This is a genomic window from Hymenobacter polaris, from assembly GCF_012927305.1.
In the GTDB taxonomy this organism is placed as follows: Bacteria; Bacteroidota; Bacteroidia; order Cytophagales; family Hymenobacteraceae; genus Hymenobacter; species Hymenobacter polaris.
Map to the genome: position 1 here is coordinate 746,546 of NZ_JABBGH010000002.1, position 25,698 is coordinate 772,243.

Consider the following 25,698-nt stretch of genomic DNA (forward strand, 5'->3'; position numbering starts at 1 on the left):
GCTCACTGTAAAAAAATCCTGCCTGTGCCTGGCGTGCGTACATTTAGCATATCCTACCCTTGCTACTTCGTGCGCCATGCGTTTGCTTGCCGGTTTGTTGCTTTTTGTTGCGGCCTGCACCTCGGCCGCCGACCCCGTGCCCATGTCGCCCACTACTGCTCCCACGGCTACCCTCCTGAGCGGCCCCGTGCCTTATTTGGCCCTCGGTGACTCTTATACCATTGGCCAGGGCGTGGCCAGTGCCGCCGACCGCTGGCCCAACCAGATGGCGACCCTGGCCCGCGCCCAAGGCCTTGACGTGCGCCCGCCCGACATCATCGCTAAAACCGGCTGGACCACTACCAACCTGCTCGATGCCCTGGCCACCAGCGGCAACACGCGCACCGATTACGGCCTGGTATCGCTGCTGATTGGGGTAAACGACCAGTACGAGGGCCAGAGCATTGATGTATTCCGCAGCGAGTTTAAGCGCTTGCTGGGGCGGGCTACCGTGTTTGCCGGCGGCCGGGCTGAGCGGGTGCTGGTGCTCAGCATTCCCGATTGGGGGCAGTCGCCCTTCGCCAGCGGCATGAACCGCCCGCTCATCGCGCAGCAGATTGACCAGTTCAACGCCGTGGCCTTGGAGGAGTGCCAGCGGGTGGGCATCGTGTTCGTCAACATCACCCCCTTCACGCGCAGCGCGGGCGCCGACCCCACCCAGTTTGTGGACGACGGCCTGCACTACACGGGCATCAGCATGACGCCCTGGGCCCAGCGCGCCCTGGGGGCCGTGAAACAGATGCGCTAGGCGAGGATTAGGCGGCGCTAGTCGATTGCGGCGCTTAGAAAGCTCGGCCGCCGGGCAATACTTCCGAAGTTTGCGGCGTAGTAGGGCCGGGGTTGGCTGGCCTTTTCAGCCAATTTTCAGTATCCTCCCCGCTCTTTGTGTGTATGAAGTATATGCTGCTTGCGCTGCCCCTAGGGGTGCTGGCGCTACCCGCCCTCGGGCAAAAAATAGAATACTCGGGGCGCGCCACGGTCGGCTTTGGAGGTTTTCGGGGCGATAACTCAACGGCGATTACCGCGGTAAATTTGTCCAACAACGTGCCCAACTCGGAAAGTAGCCGCGCCGTGAACCCCTACGGTAATAGCCTGGGCGTGGGCGGCGGCCTGGCCGTGCGGGCGCAGTACGTGGCCAAATTTAAAGCGCTGGCCGCGTTCGACTTAGGCTACGATTTTATTAACAGCAAGGCCGACGTAAATACCCTGGCCTACAACAGCACCGTGATGCCCTTCACCCGCTCGGGCTCGGGCACGGTGCATTTGTTTACGCACGCCATTACGGCCTTTGGCGGAGTGGGCTACCGCCTAGGGGGCGGCGAGGGCCAGAAGCTGGCCATTGACCTGCTGGTGGGCCCCGAGCTGGCCTATGCCGTGGCCCAGCAAGAGTCGGGCAGCGGCACCGACAGCAACGGCAGCGACTGGAGCACCAGCCTCGCGCGCACCCCCGCCAACCGCCTCGACTTCCGGCTGCGCGGCGACGTGACGGTGTGGGTGAAGCAGCTGGGGCTGGTGGGCAGCTACTCCTACGGCTTCACCAACTATCAGCCCGGCACCGCCAGCGTGCGCTACCCCGACGCCGAAATCAAGCTGATTCGCGTGGGCCTGGCTTACCGGTTTAAGTAGGCTTGGCAGTGCCAAAGCAAAACGTCATGCTGAGCTTGCCAAAGCATGACGTTTTGCTTTAGTGTGACGGACGGTTTGTAGGCGCGGCCGGCGCCCGCGTTAAAGCAAGCCGGCGGGTTTTGCGTCTGTTGGCCAAGCCGCCTCCCTAGGGTGGTTTTTGCCGATGACGCTTTTGCAACCCGGCCGGGCCGGCCGCCGCTACCTCAACGTACTGCCTACTACCACGCAGCCGCCTTCGGGCTACGCCCAACTGCTGCGCCGATTTTTATTTGAGAAAAACGACCGGCAGCCCCGCCAGACCCTAGGGCCGTTTCGGGCCGATGCGGCGGCGCTGGCGCAGCCCGTGCCGGCCGACGCCTTGCGCGCTACCTGGCTGGGCCACAGCACGGTGCTGCTGGAGCTAGACGGCCGCCGCTTCCTCACCGACCCGGTGTGGGCCCAGCGCGCCGCGCCGGTGCAGTGGCTGGGGCCGCGCCGGTTTTTTGCGCCGCCGCTCGCCCTGGCCGCCGTGCCGCCGCTCGATGGCGTTATCCTCTCGCACGACCACTACGACCACCTCGACCCCGCCGCCGTGCGCTACCTGGCCGGGCGGGGCACGCCGTTTTTTTGCCCCCTGGGGGTGGGCCGCCACCTGCGCCGCTGGGGCGTACCGGCCGCCCAAATCACCGAGCGGGGCTGGTGGGAAAGCGTGGCCCTAGGGCCCGACTTCGAGCTAACGGCCACCCCGGCGCGGCACTTCTCGGGCCGGGGCCTGCTCGACCGCGACCGCACGCTGTGGGCGTCCTGGGTGCTTCGGGGGCCTAGGCACCGGGTGTTTTTTGGCGGCGACTCAGGGCCGTTTGACGAGGCCTTTCAACAGATTGGGGCGCAATTTGGGCCGTTCGACTTGGCGATGCTGGAAATAGGGGCGGCCGATGCCGAGTGGGCCGGTATTCATTTGGGCCCCGATAATGCCCTGGCGGCGCACCAGCTGCTGGGCGGCGGGCCGCTGCTGCCCCTGCACTGGGGCACCTTCAACCTGGCGCTGCACGCTTGGCGCCAGCCGGTGCAGCGCCTACTGGCGGCCGCCGGGCCGGCGGTGTCGCTGCTGCTGCCCGCCCCCGGCCAGCGCGTAGACGTGGCTGCCGGGCCGCTCAATAGCCACTGGTGGGAGCCGGCAGCGGCAAGCCAGGTGCTTGCCTGAAAAGCAGCGGCCGTCGACGGGGCCAAGGTAGCATTTGGCTTATAGGAAGAGTAAATGTTGCCTGGGTAGGTTTCGCGTGTAACTTGCGAGCTTCATAAGTTCAACAATTCACGCCGTTAGCCTCCTATTTGCATGAAGCACCCGCTACTCGTACCTCTATTCGTTGCCACCGCCCTGGCCGCGCAGGCCCAGAAAATTACCGTTACCGGCCGGGTGCTGAGCACCGCCGGCGAGGCCCAGCCGGGCGCCACCGTGCTGGAGCGCGGCACCACCAACGGCACCGCTACCGGCGCCAATGGCGAGTTTAGCCTCAGCGTGGCGCCCACCGCTACGCTCACTATTTCGGCCATCGGCTTCGCCACCCAAACCATTGCCGTGCAGGGCCGCCCGCGCATCGACGTGCGCCTGGTAGCCTCGGCCACCGACCTGAGCGACGTGGTAGTAACCGGCTCGCGCGCCACCGAAGGCCGCTCTAATATCCTGACTACCGCGCCCGTGGACGTTATTTCGGCCCGCGAAATCAAAGCCTTTGCCCAAACCGACGTGGCCCAGGTGCTCACCTACGTGGCGCCCTCGTTTCAGTCGTCGCGCCAAAGTATTTCTGACGGCACCGACTTCGTGGACCCGGCCAGCCTGCGGGGCCTAGGGCCCGACCAGGTGCTGGTGCTGGTAAACGGCAAGCGCCGCCACAACTCGGCCCTGGTGAACATCAACGGCACGGTGGGCCGCGGCTCGGTGGGCACCGACTTGAACGTGATTCCTACGGCTAGCATCAAGCGCATTGAGGTGCTGCGCGACGGTGCGGCGGCCCTCTACGGCTCCGACGCCATTGCGGGCGTTATCAATATCCAGCTCAAGGACGATAGCGTGGGCGTGCAAACCAGCGGCTACTACGGTCAAACTATTGAGAACGATGGTAAAACTGAGCAGGCCGACGTCAACATCGGCCTGGGGCTAGGCGGGCGCGGCTTCCTGGACATCAGCGGGCAGTTTTTGAACCGCGGCTACACTAACCGCGCCTTTGCCGACACGGCGCCCCTCATCTACCTAGGGGCCAACGGCGGTCAATACCCCAGCTCGGCCACCACCGAGCAAGCCCGCATCGACCTTAAAAACCAGGATAACGCCCTGGTGGCCGCCAACGGCTTCGACCGCGTGGATATTCGGGTGGGGCAGTCGTCGTCGCGCAACTACGGCGGCTATCTCAACGGCGGCTACCGGCTCAACGGTGGCTACGAGCTGTACGTGGGCGGCGGCGCCTCGTACCGCACGGGCCGCGGGCCGGGCTTCAACCGCCTGCCCAACCAGCCCACGCAGAGTGACCTCAACATCTATCCCAACGGCTTCTTGCCGTTCATCAACACCACCATCTACGACCAGTCGGCCATCACGGGCATCCGCAAGAGCTTTGGCGGCTTCGATGTGGATTTGAGCAACACCTTCGGGCGCAACGAGCTGGACTACCAAGTGGACGGCTCCATCAACGCCTCGCTGCCCCAGGCCCCGAGCCTGGTGAACGTGAACCCGACCAGCTTCTACGCCGGCAAGCTGGCCTTCCTGCAGAATACCACTAACCTGGGCTTCGTGCGCAAGTTTCGCGACCTAGGGCCCCTGGCTACGCTGAACGTGGCGTTTGGGGGCGAGTTCCGAGTGGATAACTTCCAGATTGGGCGCGGCGAATACGCTTCCTACATCAACGGCGGGCGCCTCTACAACAACGCGCCCACGGCGTCGGGCTCGCAGGTGTTTCCGGGCTACCAGCCGCAGGATGAGGTGAATAAGAGCCGCACCAACCTGGCGGGTTACGTGGATTTGGAAAGCGACGTGACCGACCGCCTGCTGGTGCACGTGGCGGGCCGCGCCGAACGCTACAGCGACTTTGGCGGCAACGTGAGCGGGCAGGCCGGCGCGCGCTTCAGCATCGTGGAGGGCCTGGCCCTACGCGGCTCCATTGGCAACGGCTTCCGGGCGCCTTCCTTGCAGCAGCGCTACTTCACCAACACCAGCACCCAGTTTGTGAGCGGCGTGGCCAACCAGGTGCTCACCGTGAACAACGACAACCCGATTGTGCGCAACAGCTTCACGAGCGCCCAGCCAGGCTTTGGGGTGGAGGCGCTCAAGCAGGAGAAATCCACTAACTACAGCGCTGGCATCACGGCCAGCATCGGGCGGCAGTTCACCTTCACGGCCGATGCCTACCAGATTGATATCCGCGACCGCATCGTGCTCTCGTCGCAGTTTACGCGCACCAACCCGCTGGTAAACACCATCCTAGGGTCGCTGGCCGTAAGCCGGGTGCAGTTCTTCGCCAACGCCGTGAACACCCGCACCCAGGGCATCGACGTGGTGGCCAACGAGCGCCTGCCGCTGAGCGACAAGGCGCGCATCACGCTGACGGCCGCCGCCAACTTCAACAAAACCGAGGTAACGAACTTCAACAGCACGTCCTCGACCATAAACAACGACCAGACCGCCGGCACCACCAACCTGCAAAACACGCTCTTCGACCGCCAGCAGCGCACGCGCCTCGAAAACGGCAACCCGCGCAGCAAGATTAACCTGTCGGCGCTGCTCAACTACGGCATCTTTGGGCTGGAGGCGCGCTCGGTGCGCTTCGGCGAGGTGCAAACGGCCGACGCCGACCCCACCCGCTCGTTCCTGGACCAAACGTACTCGGCTAAGTGGATTACCGATTTCACGCTGAGCGCGCAGTTTACCAAGCAAGTGGGCCTGACGGTGGGCGTCAACAACATCTTCAACGTGTACCCGGACAAGATTTACGTCAACCCCCGCAACAACGCCACCAACACTTCGGTAGACCCCAACCTGAGCTATAATTCGACCCTGGACAACTCCAACCGCGGCCGTTTCCTCTACAACCCCAACCAGTTTGGCTTCAACGGCGCGTTCTATTTCACGCGCCTGTCCATTTTGCTGTAGGCAATTGCCTAGGCCCGCTGGCTACGCAAAAGGCCCGCCCCCAACAATGGGGCGGGCTTTTTTGGCACGTGCTATCCATAATTAATAGTAGGGGCGGGGCTCGTCCCTACCATAGGCTGACCCTAAAACTGCCCTAGGGCAACCCCAGCGGGCAAGGCTACTCGCGCAGCAGGCGGGCCAGCGCCTGGCCATTGGCAGCGCGGGCCAGGTAGAGGCCGGCCGGCAAGCCCGCCGCTGGCTGCCATAGCACGCGCCCGCTGCCATCGGCGCTGAGGCGGGCCACCACGCGCCCTAGGGCATCAACCAGCGTCACGGCCTGGCCGGGCGCGGCCTGAAACTGCACCTGCTCGCGGAAGGGCACCGGGTAGGCCTGGCTTTCGGCGTTGGTGGCGGGCCGGGTGGCCAGGGCCTGGTTGGCGACTACGATAAGCAGGGTGCGCTCCTGGGTGGTGCGCTGCGGGCAGCCATCGTCGAGTACTGCTACGGGCAAGGTGTAACGCCCTGGCGGCAGCGTGGCCGGCACTTGCCACGTCAGCCGGACCTGCGTGCCGCTCAGCGTGGCTAAGCTAAGGCCGGGTATAATGGTGGTAGAAGCGCAGGCAAAACTGAGTTGTTGGCCGGCATCAGGGTCGGCGGCAGTGAGGGTGAGGGCAAGCAGCTGGCCGGGGCGGGCTGCAATGGTCTGGTCGATGGGTTGCGCTGCGCCCCCGTCAACGGTGAGGCTGGTAAAATCGGGTGGGCGGTTGGTAGTGGCGTACGCCAGGTAGGTAAGGTCGCGCGTGACGAAGCCGATAAGCTGCCATTGGCCACCAATGCGCCGGTACTCGCTTACCTGGCCCGACATATTGAACCGGCCCTGCTGCGTGTTGCCGCCGCCCGCCGAGGTAAGCACGCCCGTGCGGACATCGAGCTGGTATTGGGGGGCGTAGGAACTACTTAAGTTGCTGCCACAAGTGGAAATAGCATCGGTGCCCCCGAGTACTTCGCGCGGCAGAATGAAGCTGTAGCTCAGCGAGTCGCCATCGGCATCATAGGCGCTGAAGCTGTAGCGCTGCGCGGCGTTGCCGCCCACGTGAGGCAGCAGCGTGGCCTGAAACTGCGGCGAGGAATCCTGCGCAGCCAAGGAGCTGTTTAAGTAGGCATTGACAAAGGAGTTATGAGAAACGGCGTTAACGATGTTCTGAATATTGTCGGCGCGGTTGCCTTGGGTGATGCCCAGCGTCCAGGCGCCCGTTGGCAGGTCGAGGTCGGTTTCGTAAATGGCGGTGTAATAAATTAAGTTGACGCCCAAATTGCCGCAGTTAATGGCGTAGCCAGGGGTAGGCTGATTGCGGGGAATGTCGGGCACCACTACCTTATTTGGCGCGGTGGCGTCGCAGCCACCCCGGGTAGCTACCAGGGTAATTGCTGATGAAAGCGTTTGATTGGTAGGGTCCAAAAACAGCCGGACGAGCACGTGGTAGCGGGGTATGCCCGGCGTAGTGGGCGCAATTGACTTATAGGCGATTTCGGCACCTTGGTTGTGGGTGGCATGGGCAGCATGCAGCCGTAGCCCTAGGGCCAAAGCCAGCAGCCAGCGAACGTGGAAAAGTGCGCGCATAACAGGATAAAGGAAAGTGCATTTAAAGATAAGTAACTGACTGCCTAGCCGTCAAGCACTGGGTTACGTTGGTTCTATCGTGGGCCCGTGGCGCGTAAAAAGGAGTTGCCGGAGCATTGCTAGCAGTAGCAGGCCCGGGCCTGCGCGGGGCCGGCTGAGGGCTTGGGTAGGCCTGGGGGTGCCAGCCGGGCCTAGGGGTGGGGGCGGGCACAGGGCGCGGGCCGCCGGTAGCGCGTAATTTTGCAGACTGCCTGGCCGCCCCGGCGGGCTAGTGGGCCAGCTTTGGGTTACTTTGCCGGTACGTTTGTTTGATTTAGAATAAGTTAGATTTTTCTACTCCCGCTATGGCTTGGTTTAAACGACAGGAGAAGGGCATCATCACTCCCACCGAACAGAAAAAGGAAACGCCCGACGGCCTGTGGTACAAGTGCCCCGAGTGCAAAACCGTGGTGACGATGGCCGAGCACAAGCGCCTGAACTACGTGTGCGGCAACTGCGGCTACCACGACCGCATTGATGCGGGGGCGTATTTTGAGCTGCTGTTTGACGAGGGCAAGTTTGAGGAGCTGGACGCCGACCTGACCTCGGCTGACCCGCTGCACTTCGTGGATACCAAGCCCTACCCGCAGCGCGTGGCCGCCACCGAGCGCAACACCGGCCTGCGCGACGCCGTGCGCACCGCCCACGGCCAGAGCGCCGGCCAGCCGCTGGTAGTAGCCGCCATGGACTTTCGCTTCATCGGCGGCTCGATGGGCTCGGTGGTGGGCGAGAAGATTGCCCGCGCCATCGACTACGCCCGCCAGCACAAGGTACCCTTCCTCATGATTTCCAAGTCGGGCGGCGCCCGCATGATGGAAGCCGGCTACTCCTTGATGCAGATGGCCAAAACCTCGGCCAAGCTGGCGCTGCTGGCCGATGCCGGCGTACCCTACGTGAGCCTGCTGACTGACCCCACCACGGGCGGCGTCACGGCCTCGTTTGCCATGCTAGGCGATTTTAACATTGCCGAGCCGGGCGCCCTTATTGGCTTTGCCGGCCCTAGGGTCATCAAGGAAACCATTGGTAAAGACCTGCCTAAAGGCTTTCAAAGCGCCGAATTTGTGCTGGAGCACGGCTTCCTAGACTTCATCGTAGACCGCCGCGAGCTGAAGCAGCGCCTGGCCGATTTGTTTTCGCTGGTGCGGTAGCAAATAGACTTGTTCCCTGACAAGAAAAAGTAAAAAGCCCGTCATGCTGAGCGCAGTCGAAGCATCTCTACCGGGTAACTAACTCCTGACGTTAGAATTATACTTACGCGGTAGAGATGCTTCGACTGCGCTCAGCATGACGGGCTTTTTTGGGAAGTTTAATTTGGGAATAAGTCTGATAAGCATCTTGCTCATCTGCTCATTTACCACCTGGCATGACTATTGAAAAGCCTGTCCTAGGCAACTAGGACGGGCTATTTCGTATAAGGCTCGGTTGCACTAGCGCCGCTTTACTTAAAAAGTTAAACCATGACGACAACAAATTCCAAGTCACTCCTAGCCATTTTAATGGCTTTTATCTTGCTGCTAGGCTCGTGCGCCACCTCGCGCCAAACTAATGACGGCTCGCTATCGGACGCTAACGGCACGGGCGTGCGCAAAACTGGCAAGCTGAGCAAAACGGCCAAAGGTGGCATTCTGGGCGCGGGCGGCGGGGCCGTGGTAGGCGGCGTGCTAGGGAGCATTATTGGCGGGGGCCGGGGCACGGCCGCGGGCGCCATTTTGGGCGCGGCCGTGGGTGGCGGCGCGGGCGCCCTCATCGGCCGCAAAATGGACAAGCAGGCCGCCGAGTTGCAGCGCGACATGGCCAACGCCAAAGTGGAGCGCGTGGGCGAAGGCATCAAAATTACCTTCGACTCGGGCATCCTCTTCGACACCAATAGCAGCTCGCTGCGCCCGGCCTCGGTGAGCGACATTAGCAGCCTGGCCACTACGCTCAAGAAATACCCCGATACCAACGTCATCGTGGAAGGCCACACCGACAACACCGGCACCGATGCCATCAACAACCCGCTGAGCGAAAACCGCGCCCAGTCGGTGGCCACGCAGCTTACCAGCCTAGGGGTTACCAGCGACCGCATCAGCACCAAGGGCTACGGCTCGGCCGACCCCATTGCCGACAACAGCACCGCCGAAGGCCGCCAGGCTAACCGCCGCGTGGAGGTAGCCATTTTCGCCAACGAGAAGATGAAGAAAGCCGCCGAAAACGGCACGCTGTAGCCTTTGCCGGCTCGCGCAGCTCCTTATTTAACGAAGCCCCGAGGTAGCCGCCTCAGGGCTTTTTTTTAAGTTTAAACCTCAACCCTAGCCCAGCTGGGCGCGTTAAAACCGGCGCGCCTACCGGGCGCGCTCTTCCCACCTTACTCTTCCTTCTTATGAAAGCTTTCCCCAAATTATTCGCCCTGCTACTGCTGTTTTTCACCTTGGCCGGTACCCTAGCCCAGGCTCAGGATAAACCCAAGGGCTGGAGCCGCAAAGCCAAAGGCGCAGCCATTGGCGGCGCGGGTGGTGCCGTAGTGGGCGGCCTGCTGGGCGGCGGCAAGGGCGCCCTCATTGGGGCCGGCGCCGGGCTGGTAGGCGGCGGTGCCATCGGTAAAAGCCAGGATAAGAAAAAAGACCCCGCCCGCTACAACCGCTACGTGAATAACAAGGCCAAGCAGGTGCCCGTGCACTAAGCGCGGCAGTAGTATAGAATACACAGCGAGCCCGGCAGCATTGCCGGGCTTGTTTTTTATAGTGGCCAGCCCTAGGGTATATTTTGGCAAGGTGCTTGCAAATGCCGAACTTGCCGCTTTAAAGCCTACTGCGGCCATTTTATTTACCTATCTCATGAAAAAGTTGAAAATTTCGCTTACTTCTTTACTGGTGCTATTGGTGTCACTAGCTCAGCTGGCGCAAGCCCAAACTACTACCGTAACCACGGACAAGCCCAAGGGCATGAGCAAGACGCTGAAGGGCGGCATCATCGGGGGCCTGGGCGGGGCGGCAGGCGGCGCCATTCTGGGCCGCGTTATCGGGGGCAAGTCGGGTACGGCCAAGGGCGCCATTTTGGGAGCGGCCGTGGGCGGCGCGGGCGGCGCGCTCATTGGCCGGCGCATGGATAAGCAGGCGGCCGAGCTGCGCCGCGACTTGGAAGGCGCCACCGTGGAGCGCGTGGGCGAAGGCATTAAAGTGACCTTCAACTCGGGCATCCTGTTTGGCAGCAACTCCTCGACCCTGACGGCCGCCGCCGCTGGCAACATCGACGAGCTGGCCACCACGCTCCAGAAGTACGCCGATACCAACGTGGTGGTGGAAGGTCACACCGACAGCAGCGGCTCGGATGCCATCAACCAGCCCTTGAGCCAGCGCCGCGCCCAAGCCGTGGCCAACGAGCTAACCAAGGAAGGCGTGGATACCAGCCGCATTACGGCCACCGGCTACGGCAGCAGCCAGCCCGTGGGCGACAACAGCACCGTGGCTGGCAAAGCCGCTAACCGCCGCGTGGAAGTAGCCATCTTCGCCAACGACAAAATGCAGAAAGCCGCCAAGCGCGGCCTGCTGTAGGCGTCCGAACCACGGATTAACGCGGACTTTTCGGATTACGCGAATTTTGTGGAGGATGAAGCACCCGGCAGCTACTTGCTGCGTACAGGAAAGGCCACCCCCTGGGGGTGGCCTTTTTCGTGGTCAAGCCCCTAGGGGGCATTGGCCGGAGTAAAGCCGCCTGGCAGCGCTAGCCGCGCCGCCCCACTATCCGCGTAATCCGAAAAAATCCGCTTTAATCCGTGGCTCAGACAACTTCCTCCGCCCTCGATAAGGCCCTGGCCGACCACCAAATCCTGAACGAGTTTTACGGGCCGGTACCCAAGGCGCCGCGCCGCACGCCCATGCGCGAGCTGATTTCGACGCTGCTCTCGCACCGCACCACCCACGCCGACGAGGAGCTGGCCTACGACCGGATGCTGGAGGCCTTTGGCGACTGGCCGGGCGTGCTGGCCGCGCCACTCGACGAGCTGATTCACGCCATTCGGACCACGCGCTGGCCGGCTACCCAGGCGCCGCGCATCCAGGATATTCTGCGGCGCATTCAGGCCGAGACGGGCGGCGAGTTTACGCTGGACTTCCTGGCCGACTGGCCCACCGAGCGCGCCATGCAGTGGCTAACCGATATGCCCGGCATCGGCCTGAAAACGGCCTCGCTGGTGCTGCTCTTCAATTTTCGCAAGCCCGTGCTGCCCGTCGATGCCCACGTGCACCGCGTGATGCAGCGCCTAGGGGTGCTGGGCCCCAAAGTATCGGTCGAGAAGGCCCACGAGGTGCTCTTAACCATGCTCAAGCCCGAACTGGACCCCGAAGGCTTGTTCAACTTCCACAAGCACAACTACTGGCACGGACAACAAATCTGCTTTTTCCAGCGCCCCAACTGTCCCCGCTGCCCGCTCAAGGGCTTCTGCAACTACTACACCGAGCACTTTGGCCCCGCCACGCCCGAGGCGCTGGCCGCCACCCCGGCGCACTGGGACGCGGCCGCCTGGGGCAAGCTGCCGCATTGATAGTGACTAGCTACTAGTGACGAGTGACTACTGTCAATACACGTTCTGGGCTTAGCTTCGCGCTAATCGCGGCAGAGCGTTTTTCAAAACAAGTGGCCATTGGACATTTATTAGTCACTCGTCACTAGTAGCTAGTCACTATAAAACATGCGCCTCGTTCGCCACCCGGTTCTCTGCAATTACTACGTCACGTACCGCTGCAATGCGAAGTGCGCGTTTTGCGACATCTGGGAGAAGCCCTCGCCCTACGTGACGCTGGCCGAGGCCGAGGCCAACCTGCGCGACCTCAAGCGCCTAGGGGTGAAGGTGATAGATTTTACGGGGGGCGAGCCGCTGCTGCACCGGCAGCTACCCGAGCTGCTGGCGCTGGCCAAGAACCTAGGGTTTCTCACTACCGTTACAAGCAACGGGCTGCTGTACCCCAAAAACGCCGAGAAGCTGCGCGGGCTGATTGATATGCTGCACTTTTCGCTCGACAGCATCGACCGCGCCACCCACGACCAGGGCCGGGGGGTAGCTTGCTACGACTTCGTACTCGAAAGCATTCGAGTGGCCCGCGCGCTGGGCGAGCGGCCCGATGTGCTGTTCACCGTATTCGGCCACAACCTGGCCGATTTGGAGCGCGTGTACCAGGAAATAACGCAGCCCAATGGCCTGCTGCTCATTCTGAACCCGGCCTTCGAGTACGGCGAGGTGGAAACCGGCGAGCAGCTGACCGATGCGCAGCTCGATTACCTATCGGCTTTTGGTCGGCGCAAGGGCGTGTACCTCAACGAAGGGTTTATTGCCCTGCGCCGCGACGGCGGCAACCACGTGGCCGCGCCCGTGTGCCGGGCCGCCAGCACCACGCTCGTCATCTCGCCCTACAACGAGCTGGTGTTGCCCTGCTACCACCTGGGCCAGCAGAAATTCCCTATTGATAGCCAGCTGTTTGCGCTTTATAATTCGGCCGAGGTGCAGCGCCTGGCCGCGCTCGAAGGTCGCCTGCCGCAGTGCGAGGGCTGCACCATCAACTGCTACATGCAGCCCAGCTTCGCGGTCGAAACCAGCAAGTACTTTTGGCAGGCGCTGCCCAGCACCCTTAAGTACAACTGGGAAAAGGGCACTTGGAAGCAGCTGCTCAGGAAGCGGCCGGCGCCTTTATCGGTAGGCTAGGTATGGCGGCTTTAAGGCCGCGCAGGGCGGTGCGCAGCTCCTCAGGGCGCTGACTGCCCAGCAGCAGGCGGTGGCCGCTCTTAAACACCAGCTGCAAACCCTCGGGGCCCCACACATTGTAGGCCTTATTGCCCTGGAGGCCGCGCAGGCCCCAGCCGCCATACTCGCCCAGCGGCGAGTAGCGGCGAGGAAACACCTGCCGAAACTCGCTCCAGGGCCAGTGGCGCCAGCGCCATAACAGCGGAAAATAACGGTAGTGCACGCCCTCGGCATCGAGGCGCACCTGCAGCCGCAGCAGCCCTAGGCCCACTACCAGCGCCAGCACCAGCAAGGCCGGCAGCGCCAGCACCACCCGCGACTTTAGGTTGTACTGGGGCGAGGAGTAGCCAATCCAGACGCCAGCGGCCAGCAGTAATAGCAGCAGCCACCACCAGCGCCGGCCAAACCATTGCGTTTCGCTGTAGCTGGGGGCAGTGGGGCGGGCCATCGGAGGGGGCGGATAGAGGTGGTAAGTTGCCCGAAACAGGCTAAACCAGGCGGCGGCCGTAGTATTACGGGGCAAAGTTTGCGCCGTTCGCCTATGCCCGCCCTTATTTTACCCGTTCACGGCATTTTGCCGACCCTAGGCTCCGACTGCTTCGTGGCCGACAACGCGACCATTGTGGGCGATGTAGTGCTGGGGCGCGGCTGCACGGTCTGGTTTTCGGTCGTCATCCGAGGCGATGTGAACAGCATTCGCATCAGCGACGAAACCAACGTGCAAGACGGGGCCGTGCTGCACTGCACCTTCGAGCGGGCCGCCCTCACCATCGGCGCGCGGGTCAGCATTGGGCACCGGGCCATCGTGCACGGCTGCACCATCGAAGACGACGTGCTGATTGGCATGGGCGCTATTGTAATGGACCACGCCGTAGTGGGTGCCGGCTGCCTGATTGCGGCCGGCGCCGTGGTGCTGGAGCGCACCATCTGCGAGCCCGGCTACCTCTATGCGGGTGTGCCCGCCCAAAAAATCAAGCCGATTAGCCCAGCGCAGCGCGCCAGCATCGAGCGCACGGCGGCCAACTACCAGCGCTACGCCAGCTGGTTTGGCGGCGCGGCGGCCGAGCCCTTGCCCGGCGGACCTGGCCCTAGGGAGTAGCGGCCGGGCAGTAGGAGTGGGAGCCAAGCCGGGCTGCTAAGGGTTTTTTTAAGGACTATGGGAGGCCCTAAGCCGCGTGGCTGCCAGCGCCGGGCCGTTGCGTTGGGGGTGGTTGCTAGGGGGTAGATGGGGCAAAACAATTCTCATTAGGGCAATGGAGACGCGGTTTGCGTAAAAAAACTACGGCTAATTAAAGTGCAAGGAACACAAAGACTTTGCTGGATACTGTCGTGGTAGTGGAGAAAGGTTTTTTAACGTTTTATCACGCATTTATTCAACTTGGCCTGCGTATTAACCGTAACAGGGGCAGAATTGCTTGGCTTAGGTGTAGCCTAAATGAATGCTTTGATAATCAAGGCGCTTACTCTACCTACGTACCCTTTTTCTTTTCACCCCCAATTTTTTTCGCCATGAACAAAGCCTACCGTCTCGCGCTAGCTCTCTTCGCTACCGCAGCGTCCCTGTCCTCTTGCAGCCGCGCCAACTACGCCTTCAACCCCAGCACCCCCGCTTACCTCGGTAGCCAGCCCGCCCGCACCGTAGCTGCTGCGCCCGCAGTAGAGGCCACCCCAGCTGCTACGCCCGTGGCAGTTGCCACTCCGGCCGTAGTAGCCGAGCCAGTTGCCACTCCGGCAGCCGCCGTAGCTGCCCCCGCTAAAGCTTCGGTAGCTGTAGTAACACCAATTCGTTCAACCCAGGAAAAGGCTGCTCCTTCCTCGCAGGCTGCTGCCGCGCCCGTGGCAATGGCTACCGAGCCCGCCAAGGCAGCTAAGCCCAGCTTCGCCCAGCGCCTGGTACTAAAAAAGCTTAACAAGCAGCTGGCAAAAGCCGGTGTGCGCGACCAAAATACCGCTGGGGTAACCCACACCACCGCCAAAGCTCCCGGCATCACGGTAGCCATCATCGGCCTGATTGCGCTGCTGGTTGGTATCATCGCTAGCTCGGGTTTGGTTATCACCCTTGGCGCCATCGTGCTGGTAGTAGGTCTAGTGCTGCTGCTGCTCGGCGCGCTGTAAATAACTCCGCACCTTAGTCAGTAGTGTAAAAAAGCCTCGGGCCCGGTGCCCGAGGCTTTTTTACGTAGTTAGGCCCCAGGCATAAAGTCAGTTTGGCAACGCCTTAAATCCCCTTTACCAGTCTCCTAGGGCCGTTTAATGACCATCTTGTTGCCTCCGCAAAAGTCAGGGCGAGCTATCTATGCAGTTGTGAAGCCCTAGGCTTGGTGGTTGCTTTGAAGCACCTTCTTACCAAGTGTTTCATCGCCATGCTGCCATCCCTAGCCCGCTATTTCTGGGTATTGTTCTGCCTGTTAGTAGTGGGCGCCTGCCAGCGGGCGAGCTATTCCTTTCAGCCGGCCCCAGCCACCGCGTGGCCGATGCTTCCCTTGGTATCTGCCGATACGCTGCCCGCCGCCACCTTGCTCAGGCCGTCCACCGCGGCCCACCTCCACCAGTTGCCTACAGGGCGCCGGCCTAGGGCTGCGGCGGGCTTAGCTACGGCAACTCGTGCCCCCCGCAAGCTACTGCGGGTGCTGGCGGCGGGGGGCGCTACCTCGGCTCCCGCTCGCCAGCAGCCTCTACCCGCCGGTGAGCCCGTGCGCAACCGTAGCCGCGGCATTGCACTGCTGCTGGCCGTAGTGCCCCTGTTGTTTGGGTTACCCCTAGGGCTCTACCATTTTTACCTGGGCTACACCGGGCGGGGCCTCGGTTCGCTAGGCCTCGGGCTACTGGCCTTTGTGCTGGTAACAATCGGGTTTGTTGGCTCTTTTGGGTTGCTGTTTGGTGGCACTAGCGGCGGCCTCTTTACGCTGTTCGTTATCGGCGCGGTTATTTTCTACGCCCTGATTATCCAGCAGCTGGTAGATGCCGTGCGCATCATACTAGGCGACCTGAAGCCCCAGAACGGCGAGTATTACCCCCGTTTTTTTCAGACTCGCCCAGCGGCTGACGCCGCGCCGCCCAGCCACTAGGCGGCCAGCGGGTTGGTTTCGGCGTCGCTAGCGGCTCGGCTAGCTTGCGCACTGGTAGCTTTGTTGGGTAGCCGAATAAGCGTAAGAAGCTAAGGCTGTGCGGCATGGAAAATAGTTGAGGTAGAATGCCTCTTTAAACCACTACAAACAGCTTTTTTAGTTAGGAGCGAATTGTGAGCCGCTGATACATTTGCCGGGCAAACATTTTCTCTCCTTTCTATTTCATGCGAAATAAATACTCTTTCCTACTAGCATTAGGTATGGCTGCTACGTCACTGTCTTCGTGCAGCCGAGCTAATTATGTTTTTAACCCTACCGCCGCGCCTTATTTAGGTACAGCACAGCCGGCACAAGCCACCGCGCCCACGGTGGCCATTGCTACTAGTGCTCCGGCTGCACCGCTGGCTGTGCGTGCGCTGGCGCTGGCCGGTACAGCGCCTAAGCGCACCGAAGCTAAAGTTTCCGTAGTAGCTAAGCCTTCGCTGAGCCAGCGGATATTACTAAAGCAAGTGGCTAAGCATTTGGCGAAGGTGCAAAGCAAGCAGCAGAATACCGTTCGGGTTGAGCAGGCTGCTGCCTCAAAAGCTGGTCGCGCTGGCCTTATCGCCTTAGCCGGCTTGGTAGTGTTGCTGATAGGAGGCCTCACCGGGGTGGGCATTCTAGCAACTATCGGGGCTATTGCCTTCTTGGTAGGGCTTATTTTACTAATCGTGCACTTAGTGAGCGGTGATTAGCCTAGGGGCTGCCAACAAAAAAGCCTGGGTAGCTCTAGCTGCCCAGGCTTTTTTGTTGGCAGCCCCTAGGCTGCTAGCGGGTCGGTTTCGGCCGCATCGGCCGCCGAGGGCGTGAGCACCCGCAACTGCACCACTTCCACTACGCGGCGCGTGCGGCTCAGCACCCGAAACTCGTAAGGCTCCAGCACGGCCACGTCGCCTACTTCCGGAATGTTGCCGTAGAGCACGTTGAGCAGGCCACCCACGGTTTCGTAGTCGTCGCCCTCGGGCAGCGGGTAGGGGAGATACTCGTTGGCATCGGGGATGGAAGTGGAGGTATTAACGCGGTATTCGGTTTCCGATACCTTCTCTACCACCGGTACCTCGTTGTCGTACTCGTCCTGGATTTCGCCCACTAGCTCCTCCATAATATCTTCGATGGTCACGATGCCCGATACGCCGCCAAACTCGTCGCTTACTATCGCCATTACTAGGTGCTTGCGCTGAAACTGGCGCAGCAGGCGGTTTATCTTCTTGGTTTCGGGCACGAAGTAGGCCGGGCGCATAATGCGCGCCAGTTCCAGCGGCTGCCGCGCCCGAATCAGGGGCAGCAAGTCCTTCACCACCAGCACGCCCACAATATTGTCGATGTTGCCCTCAAACACCGGCATGCGCGAGTAGCCTTCGCTGAACACCGTTTCCAGAATCCGGTCCTCCGTGGCCGCCACATCGAGGGCGGCAATCTTGGTGCGCGGCACCATAATCTGCCGCACCGAGCGGTCGTTGAACTGAAACACGTTCTCAAACAGCTCGTGCTCCGAGTCTTGCAGCTCGCCGCTTTCCTTGCTCTGGTCGATGAGAATGCGCAGCTCGTCGGAGGTATGAGCCTCGGTGCCGTGTCCATCTTTTGTTTGAAGTCCCACCGCTCCTAGCAGCACGTTAGACGACTTGCGCAAAATCCAGCTTAGAGGCTTGGTAATAACGTAGAACGCTCGTAGTGGTAGGACCAGCGCCAGGCTTACCGGTTCGGGCTGCTGAATGGCTAGCGCCTTTGGGAACAACTCTCCAAACAGCACGTGCAAAAAGGTAAGAATGACCAAGCCCGAAACGAAAGCGATGCTCTCGGCACGGGCTTCCGTCATCTCGATATGCAGCGCACCTAGGTGCAGGCTGGGCAGCAAGTCAAGGATAAGCTTGGTAAACACCTTCTCACCCAGTGCACCAATCACCAGCGAAGCAATGGTAACCCCTAATTGGGTGGCTGACAGGTAGTCGTAGAGCCTGCGGATAACGCTAACAACCTGCCCTGCCAGCCGATTACCGTCTTTTGCCTTGACTTCAAGCTGCGAAATTCGGACGCGAAGTAGAGAAAACTCAGCGGCTACAAATACACCGTTGATGAAAACCAGCAGGAAAGTGATTATTAGTTGTAGCGATGTGCTCATGTAAGTGGCCCCGGCCCTGACACACGCGGTCGGGCAGGCCTTAGTAGCACGAAAGTACGCGCTTTGGCTCAGCAGGTTGGCGAAGCGGTGCCGGGGGGCTCAATAAAAAAGGTGGCTCCCGTTGCCGGAAAGCCACCTTTCAAAATGCTGTAGCGGAAGGACTTGAACCTCCACGAAGTAGTTAGCGCGCCTCCAAAGAGCCAGCGTTTATCCCATCGCCTTCACCCCCGAGATAGGAGGGCGTGTCTGCCAGTTTCACCACACTACAAGGTTGGTAGCAGGCGGGCCGTTTGCCGTTTTGCTGCGTCAAAGATAAAGCATTATTTTTTGACGATGCAAACTTTATCGAAAAATTTTCGAAAAATTATCAAATATGCTTTTTGAAGGCGCATTTTCTGATAAATACGTTAAATTTGTCTTTTGATGACGCGTCCGCACGAACTCGATGATATTGACCGCCGCATCCTGGCGCTGCTGGTGCAGAATGCTACGATGGCCTACTCCGAAATTGCCCGGCAGCTGCACGTATCGGGGGGCACCGTGCACAGCCGTATGAGCCGCCTCGAAGACCTGGGAGTGGTGCGCGGCGCTACCCTCGACCTGGACCTGACCAAAGTAGGGTTCACCATCCAGGCCTTTCTGGGTATCTATTTGCTAAAAAGCTCCTACTGCGACGCCGTGATTGCCCAGCTGCGTGACATTCCGGAAGTAATTAGCCTGCACTTTACCACCGGCAGCTACAACCTATTTGCCCGCCTAGCCTGCCGCGATACCCAACACCTGCGCAATGTGCTGCACGACCTAGTACAGCAGATAGAAGGCGTGGAGCGCACCGAAACCCTCATTTCGTTGGAAGAGGTGTTCAATCGCAGCGTGCGCCTCGATGAGACTGCCCCGGTAGCCAGCTAGCGCCTAGGGCTTCGCTGCGCCCGAAAACGCCGGCCGGGCCAGTAGCTACTCGCTACTGGCCCGGCCGGCGTAGTGACCCTAGGGTCGAGCCCGTGGCTACATGGAGCTGGCTGCCTGGTCTTTCATCTTCATTTTGCCGGCTTTTTTGCCGGAGGCTTTCGACGTCTTCTTGCTGGTGTTGGTCGTCGCGCGCCGGGGGTTGATGCTGGCATCCGTTTTGGCTACCTCGCCCTTCGGCGTGTTGGCACCCATGGCGGGCATGGTAGATTGGGCGTGCGCGGTAGCGCCCAGCAAACAGGCACCGCACGCTAAGCTGAGGAAAAGCTTCATGTCTGGAAGAGGAAAAATAGGGTGAAAACTGCGCTACTATGTACGCGCCAAGTGCTGCCAAGTTTATGGCGGCCGACACTTGCCCTACCACCAAGCGCAGCTGCCTAGGGGCTGCCCGGGCCTTGGGCTACTAAGCTGGGTTGCGCGGCGCAGCTGGCCACCGCAGCGCGTGCCGCACGGGCCAAAACTAAAAGCGCCCCCAGCAATACTGAGAGGCGCTTTAGTACTGGGGCACTACGCTGTTACATCGTCGTTTTAGTGGTCTTGACGGTCGTCTTGTTGGCTTTATAGCGCATGTCGGGCGTCCCATCGGCCTTCATTTTGCCGGTAGTGGTCTTGGTCATTTTGTTTTCTTTGTAGCGCATGTCGGGCGTCCCGTCAGCTTTCATCTTACTAGTAGTAGTGGTGGTCGACGCGGGAGTCGTCACCTTAGTGCTGCTCATTTTGGTTGAGCTGGAGCTACTCATCGTGGTGGCTGGCGTTTGAGCTTGGGTAGCCAGGCTGCCTGTTACAAGCAGGGCGAGCAGAAAACCGAGAAAGCTTTTCATAAGGAGAAAAAAAGGAGGTGAGTGGGATGCCGCCGCTGCATGCGCGACAACGCCGGAAATATAACGCAATTCCTGTTGAAAACGCGTGAAGCCCTGGCAGTTGCCGCGGGTATAAGGCCGCCAGCAGCGCAGCCGGCCCTGGCCCCTGGGCGCAGACGCAAAAAGCCCCGCACTGGTTGGTGCGGGGCTTCTTAGGTAATGGTAGCAACCTAGGCGGTTACCTGGGCTTCGAGTTTCTGGGCCAGCACGTGCTTGGGCACGGCGCCCACCTGCTTGTCTACAATCTGGCCGTTTTTAAACACCAATAGGGTAGGAATGCTACGGATGCCGAACTTGCTGGGGACTTGCGAGTTGGCGTCCACATCCATTTTGCCTACTATCACTTTGCCTTCGTACTCGCCAGCCAATTCTTCTACCACTGGGCCTACCATGCGGCAGGGGCCGCACCACTCAGCCCAGAAGTCTACGAGCACCGGTTTATCAGAATTGATAATCTGCTCAAAATTGGCGTCAGTTATCTCAATTGCTTTGTGCGCCATGACGCTAGATGATTTTTGGTTGATAAAACGTCCGGCGTGTACAGCCGGCGGGGCTGCAAGGTAGCGGAGTTGATGTATAACAAAGGTAAGCGGGGAAAAGTTGAGAGACCGGTACCCCCGGCCGCTAATTGCCTACTGGCTTGGCCGGCTGCGGGCGCGGTACCGGCGCAAGCGAGCGGCCGGGTGCGACCTGCTGGCTAGGCGGCGGCGGAAACTCTCCCGGCCCCGACTCGATGGGCAGGCCGCCCCGCTGCACTTTGCCCCCGCGCAGCCCAATGTTTACTTGTAGCATAAGGGCTCCGTTGTGGAAGCGGTTGCTGCTGCCCGCAAACAGTGCCCCTGACCCGTAGCCGTCGCGGTACACGTTGCTAAAGTCGCCGCTGTAGCGCAGCTCTACGCCCACCACGCCGCTGGGCTGGGCCTGGATGCCTAGGCCCACTACGTAGCCCCGGCCCCAGCGTGTGAGCGACTTAGCATCGCCGTTGAGGGTTTCGCGGTAGTCGTCGGCGTTGCTTACGCTGCCGGGCCGCACGGTTTCCTGCTTGTCGAAGGCTAGGCTCAGCTGGGGGCCGGCCACCACGAACCAGCCGGGGCGGCTGCCGCTGCCGGGGCCGTAGCTCAGCAGCAGCGGCAGGTCCACGTAGTGCAAGGCGGCCTCGTACACGTTGTCGAAGGGCTGGCTGGTTGGCCAGTTGCTGCCGCCCCGGTACCAGTAGGTGTCGTACTGCACCCCCTTGCCCGCGTACAGCACCTCGGCCTGCGCGGCCCAGCGCCGGGCTAGCCGCACCGCCCCCGCCAGCCCCGCCGAATAGCCCGTCGTCAGGCCGGTGCGCCAGCCAATGTAGCCCCCGCCCGTGTAGGTCGTCAGGCTGAAGCCTGCCTTGATATTGACCAGCAGCCGGTGCGGCCGGGCCACGTTGAGTTGGTTTTGCTGGGCCTGCTCGTCGGGGGGAAGGTAGGCTCTGATAAACTGGGCCTGCGCCGGGCGGGCGGCCAGAGCCAGCAGGCCGGCCATGAGGGTGAAAGACGGGCGCATAAGCGATAAGCCAGGAAAAGTGCCCAGCCCGCCTCAAATTAACGCACAAACGTCCAGCTCAAACTCGCGCATCTTCTCAATAAACGCCTTAGGCTCAATCTGGAAGCGGCGCGAGAACATGTCCACCGCTAAGCGCTCGTGGGGCTCCACGAACTGGATTTCGAGGCGCTTCGAGCCCTTGGCGTGCTCAATGGCTTCCTGCAGGCGGTCAATCATGGGGCCGGTCACGGTGCGCAGGTCCAGCTTCACGCGCACCCCTTTGCTCATCTTGTCGGCCACGCCGCTCAGTGGCTCCAGGTGCTTGATTTTCAATTCCCACTGGTCCTGCGTGCCGTAGCGCAGCTCCATCTTGCCCCTGATGTACATGGGCGGCACCTGGTCCTGCGGGTGGTTTTTGGGGTTGATGAGCGGCCCAAACTTGGTGTAGTCGTCGCGAAACAGCGCTAGGTTGATGCTGCTGTCGTAGTCCTCTACGTTGAACGACACCATGGGCTGCCCGCTCTTGGTGGTGCGGAAGGTGACGCCCGAAATCAGGCCCGCAATGTTCACGTCCTTACCCTTTTGCTCCTCCAGCTTGTCGAGCGGGCAGGTGCAGTAGGCGTCGATTTCCATGCGGTAGGCGTCTAGGGGGTGGCCACTCAGGTAAAAGCCCACCACCTCTTTTTCGCGGCGCAGCTTTTCGGTGGCGCTCCACGGCTCCAGGTCGTTCACCTTGGGCAGCGGCGCGGCCACGGCCCCGAAGGCCCCGGCGCCAAACAGACTGTGCTGGGCCGATTCTTTGGCCGCCTGGTGCTGCTGGCCCATGCGCATGGCCTTCTCAATCAGGTTCTGGTCGCCAGCCGGGGCATCCATGAACTGGCGCCGGTGGTACTTTTCAAACCCGTCGAAGGCGCCGGCCTGGGCCAGGCTTTCCCAGGTTTTCTTGTTCACCGCCCGCAGATTCACGCGCTTAGCAAAGTCGAATACGTCGGTAAAGGGGCCGCTCTTCTGGCGCTCCTCCACCAGTTCCAGCACGGCTGCTTCGCCGGCGCCCTTCACGGCGGCCAGGCCGAAGCGGATTTGGTTGGCGCGCGGCACGTTGAACTTCTGCTCGCTTTCGTTCACGTCGGGCCCTAGCACCGCCACGCCCTGCTTGCGGGCTTCCTCAATGAAGAAGGTCACCTTCTTGATGTCGCCCATGTTGTTGGTGAGCACGGCGGCCATGTACTCGGCCGGGTAGTTCGCCTTTAGGTAACCAGTCTGGTACGCTACCACCGAGTAGGCAGCCGAGTGCGAGCGGTTGAAGCCGTACTCAGCAAATTTCTCCATCACGTCGAACACCTCCGACGCCTTCTTAGCCGGAATCTTGTGGATTTTGCCGGCGCCCTCCACGAATTTCTCACGCTCCAGGGCCATCTTTTTCATGTCCTTCTTACCCATGGCGCGGCGCAGTAGGTCGGCCCCCCCTAGGGAGTAGCCGGCCAGAATCTGGGCCGTTTGCATAATCTGCTCCTGGTACACCATGATGCCCTGGCTGTACTCCAGGATGGGTTTCAGCAGCTCGTGCGGGTACTCTACTGGCTCGCGGCCGTGCTTACGGTTGATGAAGTCAGGGATGAACTGCATAGGGCCCGGCCGGTACAGGGCGTTCATGGCAATTAGGTCCTCAATATTAGTGGGCTTCAAGTCCTTGAGGTACATGCGCATACCTTCGGACTCGAACTGGAAGGTGCCCACCGTATCGCCGCGCTGGTAGAGGGCGTAGGTTTTGGGGTCGTCGAGCGGGATGTTATCAATGTCGATTTTGAGTCCGTGGTTGCGCTCAATCAGGCGCATGGCATCCTCGATGATGGTCAGGGTTTTGAGCCCTAGGAAGTCCATCTTGAGCATGCCAGCGCTCTCAATTACCTTGCCGTCGAACTGCGTCACGAGCAGGTCCGAGTCCTTGGAGGTCGAAACCGGAATGTACTTCGTGATGTCGTCGGGCGCAATGATGACGCCCGCCGCGTGAATGCCGGTGTTGCGCACCGAGCCTTCGAGGCGCTCGGCCAGGGCCAGAATCTGACCCTTGAGGTCGGTGTGGTCGGCGCGGATGGCTTGCAGTTCGGGCACGTCGCGGAAGGCGCCGGCCAGCGTGGTGCCGGGCTTTTCGGGCACCAGCTTGGCCAGCTCGTTGGCGGCGGGCAGGGGTAGCTCCACGGCGCGGGCCACGTCCTTGATGGAGCTTTTGGCCGCCATCGTGCCGAAGGTGATAATCTGGGCTACCTGCGTCTTGCCGTACTTACCCACCACGTAGTCAATGACTTTCTGGCGGTTCACGTCGTCAAAGTCGATGTCGATATCGGGCATCGACACGCGCTCGGGGTTCAAAAAGCGCTCGAATAGCAGCGAGTACTTGATGGGGTCGATGTTGGTGATGCCCACGCAGTAGGCCACCGCCGAGCCCGCCGCCGAGCCGCGGCCCGGCCCCACGGCCACGCCCATGCTACGGCCCTTGTTGATGAAATCCTGGGTAATCAGGAAGTAGCCGGCAAACCCCATCGTCTTGATGATGCGCAGCTCGTATTCCAGGCGCTCCTCCACCTCGGGCGTGCGGTCGGAGTACCTAGGGGGCTTGTTCATCGTCACGGTGCCGTTGCCGGCTTCCGGCCCGAAGGCGCCCACGTAGGTCAGCTCGCGCAAAAAGTCGTCGGCGGTGGCAAAGCCGGCGGGCAGCGGGAAATTGGGGAGCAGGATGTCGCGCGCCAGCTTGGGCGGCGTTATCTTATCCACAATCTCGTTGGTGTTGTCCACACTCTCCGGCACATCCGCGAACAACTCGTTCATCTCGGCCTGCGACTTGAAGTAGAACTGGTCGTTGGCGAAGCCGAAGCGGCGGCGGCGCTGCTTGGGCGGCTTTTGCAGCTCCTCGTCGATGCGCGAGAGCATGCGCCGGGCGTGCTCGTCGTGCAGGTGGTTGGCCCGCAGGTTGTCCAGCGTGTCGTAGTGCACGCGCTGGTCGGCGGTGAGAATGGTGTAGTAGTTCGTCTCGAAGTCGCCCACCGGGATGCTGCGCTCCTCGGCCGTATTCACGCACAGCAGCAGGTCGTGCGGCGCGTAGTCGTCCTGGTTCACGTAGTGCGAGTCGTTAGTGCAAATCACCTTCACGCCGTACTTCTTAGCGAAGCCCAGCAGCACCTGGTTCACGTCCTCCTGGCTTTTGCCGGTGCCGTCGAAGTTTTGCAGCCCGTGGCGCTGAATCTCGATGTAATAATCGTCGCCAAACACGTCGAGCCACCACTTCAGCAGCTCCTCGGCTTTAGCCTCGCCCTCAAACAAGATGGCCTGTGGAATCTCGGCGCCGATGCAGCAACTGGTGGCAATCAGGCCCTCGTGGTACTTCAGAATCAGCTCCTTATCGATGCGCGGAAACTTTGAATACACGCCCTCAATGTAGCTCAATGAGCTGAGCTTGGCCAAGTTGTGGTAGCCGGCCTGGTCCTTGGCCAGCAGCAGCTGGTGGTAGCGGTTGTCCTTCTCACCCTTCTCGCGCAAAAACGTCTTCTTGTGGCGGTCGGCCACCATGTAGAACTCCGAGCCGATGATGGGCTTCACGTTGTACTTGTTGGCCTCGGCCACGAAGTTGAACGCCCCGAACATGTTGCCGTGGTCGGTGAGGGCCACGGCGGGCATCCCGTCAGCCTGCGCTTTTTTCATGAGCGCCCCAATACTGGCCTGGCCATCAAGCAAAGAGTACTGGGTGTGCGAATGCAGGTGCGAGAAAGTAGGCACGGTGGGTCAATTAACAGTTTACAATGAGCATTTAACAATTCGATAGGCAGCCAATCGCACAAGCAGCAGACAACGCGAACAGAGCCACAAGCACCTCTTTATTGGTAATGGCTGATTGTTAAATGAATCTAAAGTTACCCGGTGGCCGGGGGCTGGGCAAGCTGGGCGCGGGCAGGGCCCTAGGGGTCAGGCCAGAAAAAAAACAACCGGCTAAAAG

At 61.1% G+C, this 25,698-nt stretch carries 23 protein-coding genes; 15 read left to right on the plus strand and 8 right to left on the minus strand.

Annotated features, from left to right (window positions below):
- The first annotated feature begins 94 nt into the window (after nt 1-94).
- The 4 genes from HHL22_RS13480 to HHL22_RS13495 all read left to right on the plus strand — a co-directional run bounded on the left by HHL22_RS13480 (nt 95) and on the right by HHL22_RS13495 (nt 5,788).
- On the plus strand, nt 95-787 hold the full coding sequence (locus HHL22_RS13480; RefSeq protein ID WP_241738099.1) for an SGNH/GDSL hydrolase family protein: 693 nt from the start codon (nt 95-97) through the stop codon (nt 785-787).
- 143 nt (nt 788-930) lie between these two features.
- A complete protein-coding gene (locus HHL22_RS13485; RefSeq protein WP_169531881.1) occupies nt 931-1,665 on the plus strand; it encodes a hypothetical protein in 735 nt (244 codons plus the stop codon).
- A 163-nt stretch (nt 1,666-1,828) separates the two neighbouring features.
- A complete protein-coding gene (locus HHL22_RS13490; protein ID WP_169531882.1) occupies nt 1,829-2,848 on the plus strand; it encodes an MBL fold metallo-hydrolase in 1,020 nt (339 codons plus the stop codon).
- A gap of 132 nt (nt 2,849-2,980) precedes the next feature.
- The gene (locus HHL22_RS13495; RefSeq protein ID WP_169531883.1) at nt 2,981-5,788 is read left to right on the plus strand and encodes a TonB-dependent receptor; all 2,808 of its coding nucleotides are present in this window, start codon (nt 2,981-2,983) and stop codon (nt 5,786-5,788) included.
- 157 nt (nt 5,789-5,945) lie between these two features.
- Here HHL22_RS13495 and HHL22_RS13500 read toward each other — a convergent pair whose 3' ends face one another.
- Nucleotides 5,946-7,388, minus strand: a complete 1,443-nt coding sequence (locus HHL22_RS13500; RefSeq protein WP_169531884.1) for a hypothetical protein — start codon at nt 7,386-7,388, stop codon at nt 5,946-5,948.
- Between the two features lie 344 nt (nt 7,389-7,732).
- Here HHL22_RS13500 and accD point away from each other — a divergent pair, with 344 nt between their 5' ends.
- The 6 genes from accD to HHL22_RS13530 all read left to right on the plus strand — a co-directional run bounded on the left by accD (nt 7,733) and on the right by HHL22_RS13530 (nt 13,104).
- Nucleotides 7,733-8,575 carry an acetyl-CoA carboxylase, carboxyltransferase subunit beta gene (accD, locus tag HHL22_RS13505; RefSeq protein ID WP_169531885.1) on the plus strand — a complete coding sequence of 281 codons (843 nt, stop codon included), beginning with the start codon at nt 7,733-7,735 and terminating at the stop codon, nt 8,573-8,575.
- Between the two features lie 348 nt (nt 8,576-8,923).
- A complete protein-coding gene (locus HHL22_RS13510; protein ID WP_241738100.1) occupies nt 8,924-9,634 on the plus strand; it encodes an OmpA family protein in 711 nt (236 codons plus the stop codon).
- A gap of 155 nt (nt 9,635-9,789) precedes the next feature.
- Complete coding sequence (locus HHL22_RS13515) at nt 9,790-10,089, plus strand: YMGG-like glycine zipper-containing protein (protein WP_169531887.1); 300 nt, start codon at nt 9,790-9,792, stop codon at nt 10,087-10,089.
- 154 nt (nt 10,090-10,243) lie between these two features.
- Complete coding sequence (locus tag HHL22_RS13520; protein ID WP_169531888.1) at nt 10,244-10,960, plus strand: OmpA family protein; 717 nt, start codon at nt 10,244-10,246, stop codon at nt 10,958-10,960.
- Nucleotides 10,961-11,181: 221 nt separating this feature from the next.
- Nucleotides 11,182-11,949: an endonuclease III domain-containing protein gene (locus HHL22_RS13525; protein ID WP_317172665.1), complete on the plus strand. Its 768-nt coding sequence runs from the start codon at nt 11,182-11,184 to the stop codon at nt 11,947-11,949.
- A gap of 147 nt (nt 11,950-12,096) precedes the next feature.
- Nucleotides 12,097-13,104 (plus strand): radical SAM protein, encoded by a 1,008-nt coding sequence (locus HHL22_RS13530; RefSeq protein ID WP_169531889.1) that lies wholly within the window; start codon nt 12,097-12,099, stop codon nt 13,102-13,104.
- Here HHL22_RS13530 and HHL22_RS13535 read toward each other — a convergent pair.
- Nucleotides 13,070-13,591: a hypothetical protein gene (locus HHL22_RS13535; protein WP_169531890.1), complete on the minus strand. Its 522-nt coding sequence runs from the start codon at nt 13,589-13,591 to the stop codon at nt 13,070-13,072. The genes HHL22_RS13530 and HHL22_RS13535 overlap by 35 nt on opposite strands.
- Before the next feature lie 93 nt (nt 13,592-13,684).
- On the opposite strand from HHL22_RS13535, the gene HHL22_RS13540 reads away from it, so the two are divergent.
- The 4 genes from HHL22_RS13540 to HHL22_RS13555 all read left to right on the plus strand — a co-directional run bounded on the left by HHL22_RS13540 (nt 13,685) and on the right by HHL22_RS13555 (nt 16,945).
- Nucleotides 13,685-14,242 (plus strand): gamma carbonic anhydrase family protein, encoded by a 558-nt coding sequence (locus HHL22_RS13540; RefSeq protein WP_169531891.1) that lies wholly within the window; start codon nt 13,685-13,687, stop codon nt 14,240-14,242.
- 410 nt (nt 14,243-14,652) lie between these two features.
- Complete coding sequence (locus HHL22_RS23630) at nt 14,653-15,258, plus strand: hypothetical protein (protein WP_195809328.1); 606 nt, start codon at nt 14,653-14,655, stop codon at nt 15,256-15,258.
- 359 nt (nt 15,259-15,617) lie between these two features.
- Nucleotides 15,618-16,211, plus strand: a complete 594-nt coding sequence (locus tag HHL22_RS13550) for a hypothetical protein (RefSeq protein ID WP_169531892.1) — start codon at nt 15,618-15,620, stop codon at nt 16,209-16,211.
- A 224-nt stretch (nt 16,212-16,435) separates the two neighbouring features.
- Nucleotides 16,436-16,945 carry a hypothetical protein gene (locus HHL22_RS13555; protein ID WP_169531071.1) on the plus strand — a complete coding sequence of 170 codons (510 nt, stop codon included), beginning with the start codon at nt 16,436-16,438 and terminating at the stop codon, nt 16,943-16,945.
- 65 nt (nt 16,946-17,010) lie between these two features.
- On the opposite strand, the gene HHL22_RS13560 is transcribed toward HHL22_RS13555, so the two are convergent.
- A complete protein-coding gene (locus tag HHL22_RS13560; protein ID WP_195809283.1) occupies nt 17,011-18,369 on the minus strand; it encodes a hemolysin family protein in 1,359 nt (452 codons plus the stop codon).
- A gap of 423 nt (nt 18,370-18,792) precedes the next feature.
- Between HHL22_RS13560 and HHL22_RS13565 the strand changes: the two genes are divergently transcribed.
- Nucleotides 18,793-19,278, plus strand: coding sequence for an Lrp/AsnC family transcriptional regulator (locus HHL22_RS13565; RefSeq protein ID WP_169531893.1), 486 nt, complete (start codon nt 18,793-18,795; stop codon nt 19,276-19,278).
- A gap of 96 nt (nt 19,279-19,374) precedes the next feature.
- On the opposite strand, the gene HHL22_RS13570 is transcribed toward HHL22_RS13565, so the two are convergent.
- From HHL22_RS13570 to dnaE, 5 genes are all read right to left on the minus strand, one after another.
- Nucleotides 19,375-19,608 (minus strand): hypothetical protein, encoded by a 234-nt coding sequence (locus HHL22_RS13570; protein WP_169531894.1) that lies wholly within the window; start codon nt 19,606-19,608, stop codon nt 19,375-19,377.
- A gap of 242 nt (nt 19,609-19,850) precedes the next feature.
- Nucleotides 19,851-20,156, minus strand: coding sequence for a hypothetical protein (locus tag HHL22_RS13575; RefSeq protein ID WP_169531895.1), 306 nt, complete (start codon nt 20,154-20,156; stop codon nt 19,851-19,853).
- Between the two features lie 209 nt (nt 20,157-20,365).
- Nucleotides 20,366-20,695, minus strand: a complete 330-nt coding sequence (trxA, locus tag HHL22_RS13580; RefSeq protein WP_169531896.1) for a thioredoxin — start codon at nt 20,693-20,695, stop codon at nt 20,366-20,368.
- A gap of 124 nt (nt 20,696-20,819) precedes the next feature.
- Nucleotides 20,820-21,731, minus strand: a complete 912-nt coding sequence (locus HHL22_RS13585; RefSeq protein ID WP_169531897.1) for a porin family protein — start codon at nt 21,729-21,731, stop codon at nt 20,820-20,822.
- A 33-nt stretch (nt 21,732-21,764) separates the two neighbouring features.
- Complete coding sequence (gene dnaE, locus HHL22_RS13590; protein ID WP_169531898.1) at nt 21,765-25,481, minus strand: DNA polymerase III subunit alpha; 3,717 nt, start codon at nt 25,479-25,481, stop codon at nt 21,765-21,767.
- Nucleotides 25,482-25,698: the final 217 nt, after the last annotated feature.

Bases quoted from the DNA above. Each gene is read 5' to 3' on its own strand.
- HHL22_RS23630 (WP_195809328.1), top strand. From the start codon at position 14,653: ATGAACAAAGCCTACCGTCTCGCGCTAGCTCTCTTCGCTACCGCAGCG.
- HHL22_RS13565 (WP_169531893.1), top strand. From the start codon at position 18,793: ATGACGCGTCCGCACGAACTCGATGATATTGACCGCCGCATCCTGGCG.
- HHL22_RS13570 (WP_169531894.1), bottom strand. From the start codon at position 19,608: ATGAAGCTTTTCCTCAGCTTAGCGTGCGGTGCCTGTTTGCTGGGCGCT.
- HHL22_RS13510 (WP_241738100.1), top strand. From the start codon at position 8,924: ATGGCTTTTATCTTGCTGCTAGGCTCGTGCGCCACCTCGCGCCAAACT.
- trxA (WP_169531896.1), bottom strand. From the start codon at position 20,695: ATGGCGCACAAAGCAATTGAGATAACTGACGCCAATTTTGAGCAGATT.
- HHL22_RS13530 (WP_169531889.1), top strand. From the start codon at position 12,097: ATGCGCCTCGTTCGCCACCCGGTTCTCTGCAATTACTACGTCACGTAC.
- HHL22_RS13495 (WP_169531883.1), top strand. From the start codon at position 2,981: ATGAAGCACCCGCTACTCGTACCTCTATTCGTTGCCACCGCCCTGGCC.
- HHL22_RS13560 (WP_195809283.1), bottom strand. From the start codon at position 18,369: ATGAGCACATCGCTACAACTAATAATCACTTTCCTGCTGGTTTTCATC.
- HHL22_RS13490 (WP_169531882.1), top strand. From the start codon at position 1,829: ATGACGCTTTTGCAACCCGGCCGGGCCGGCCGCCGCTACCTCAACGTA.
- HHL22_RS13485 (WP_169531881.1), top strand. From the start codon at position 931: ATGAAGTATATGCTGCTTGCGCTGCCCCTAGGGGTGCTGGCGCTACCC.
- HHL22_RS13500 (WP_169531884.1), bottom strand. From the start codon at position 7,388: ATGCGCGCACTTTTCCACGTTCGCTGGCTGCTGGCTTTGGCCCTAGGG.
- HHL22_RS13515 (WP_169531887.1), top strand. From the start codon at position 9,790: ATGAAAGCTTTCCCCAAATTATTCGCCCTGCTACTGCTGTTTTTCACC.
- HHL22_RS13555 (WP_169531071.1), top strand. From the start codon at position 16,436: ATGCGAAATAAATACTCTTTCCTACTAGCATTAGGTATGGCTGCTACG.
- HHL22_RS13550 (WP_169531892.1), top strand. From the start codon at position 15,618: ATGCTTCCCTTGGTATCTGCCGATACGCTGCCCGCCGCCACCTTGCTC.
- HHL22_RS13540 (WP_169531891.1), top strand. From the start codon at position 13,685: ATGCCCGCCCTTATTTTACCCGTTCACGGCATTTTGCCGACCCTAGGC.
- HHL22_RS13520 (WP_169531888.1), top strand. From the start codon at position 10,244: ATGAAAAAGTTGAAAATTTCGCTTACTTCTTTACTGGTGCTATTGGTG.
- HHL22_RS13575 (WP_169531895.1), bottom strand. From the start codon at position 20,156: ATGAAAAGCTTTCTCGGTTTTCTGCTCGCCCTGCTTGTAACAGGCAGC.
- accD (WP_169531885.1), top strand. From the start codon at position 7,733: ATGGCTTGGTTTAAACGACAGGAGAAGGGCATCATCACTCCCACCGAA.
- HHL22_RS13585 (WP_169531897.1), bottom strand. From the start codon at position 21,731: ATGCGCCCGTCTTTCACCCTCATGGCCGGCCTGCTGGCTCTGGCCGCC.
- HHL22_RS13535 (WP_169531890.1), bottom strand. From the start codon at position 13,591: ATGGCCCGCCCCACTGCCCCCAGCTACAGCGAAACGCAATGGTTTGGC.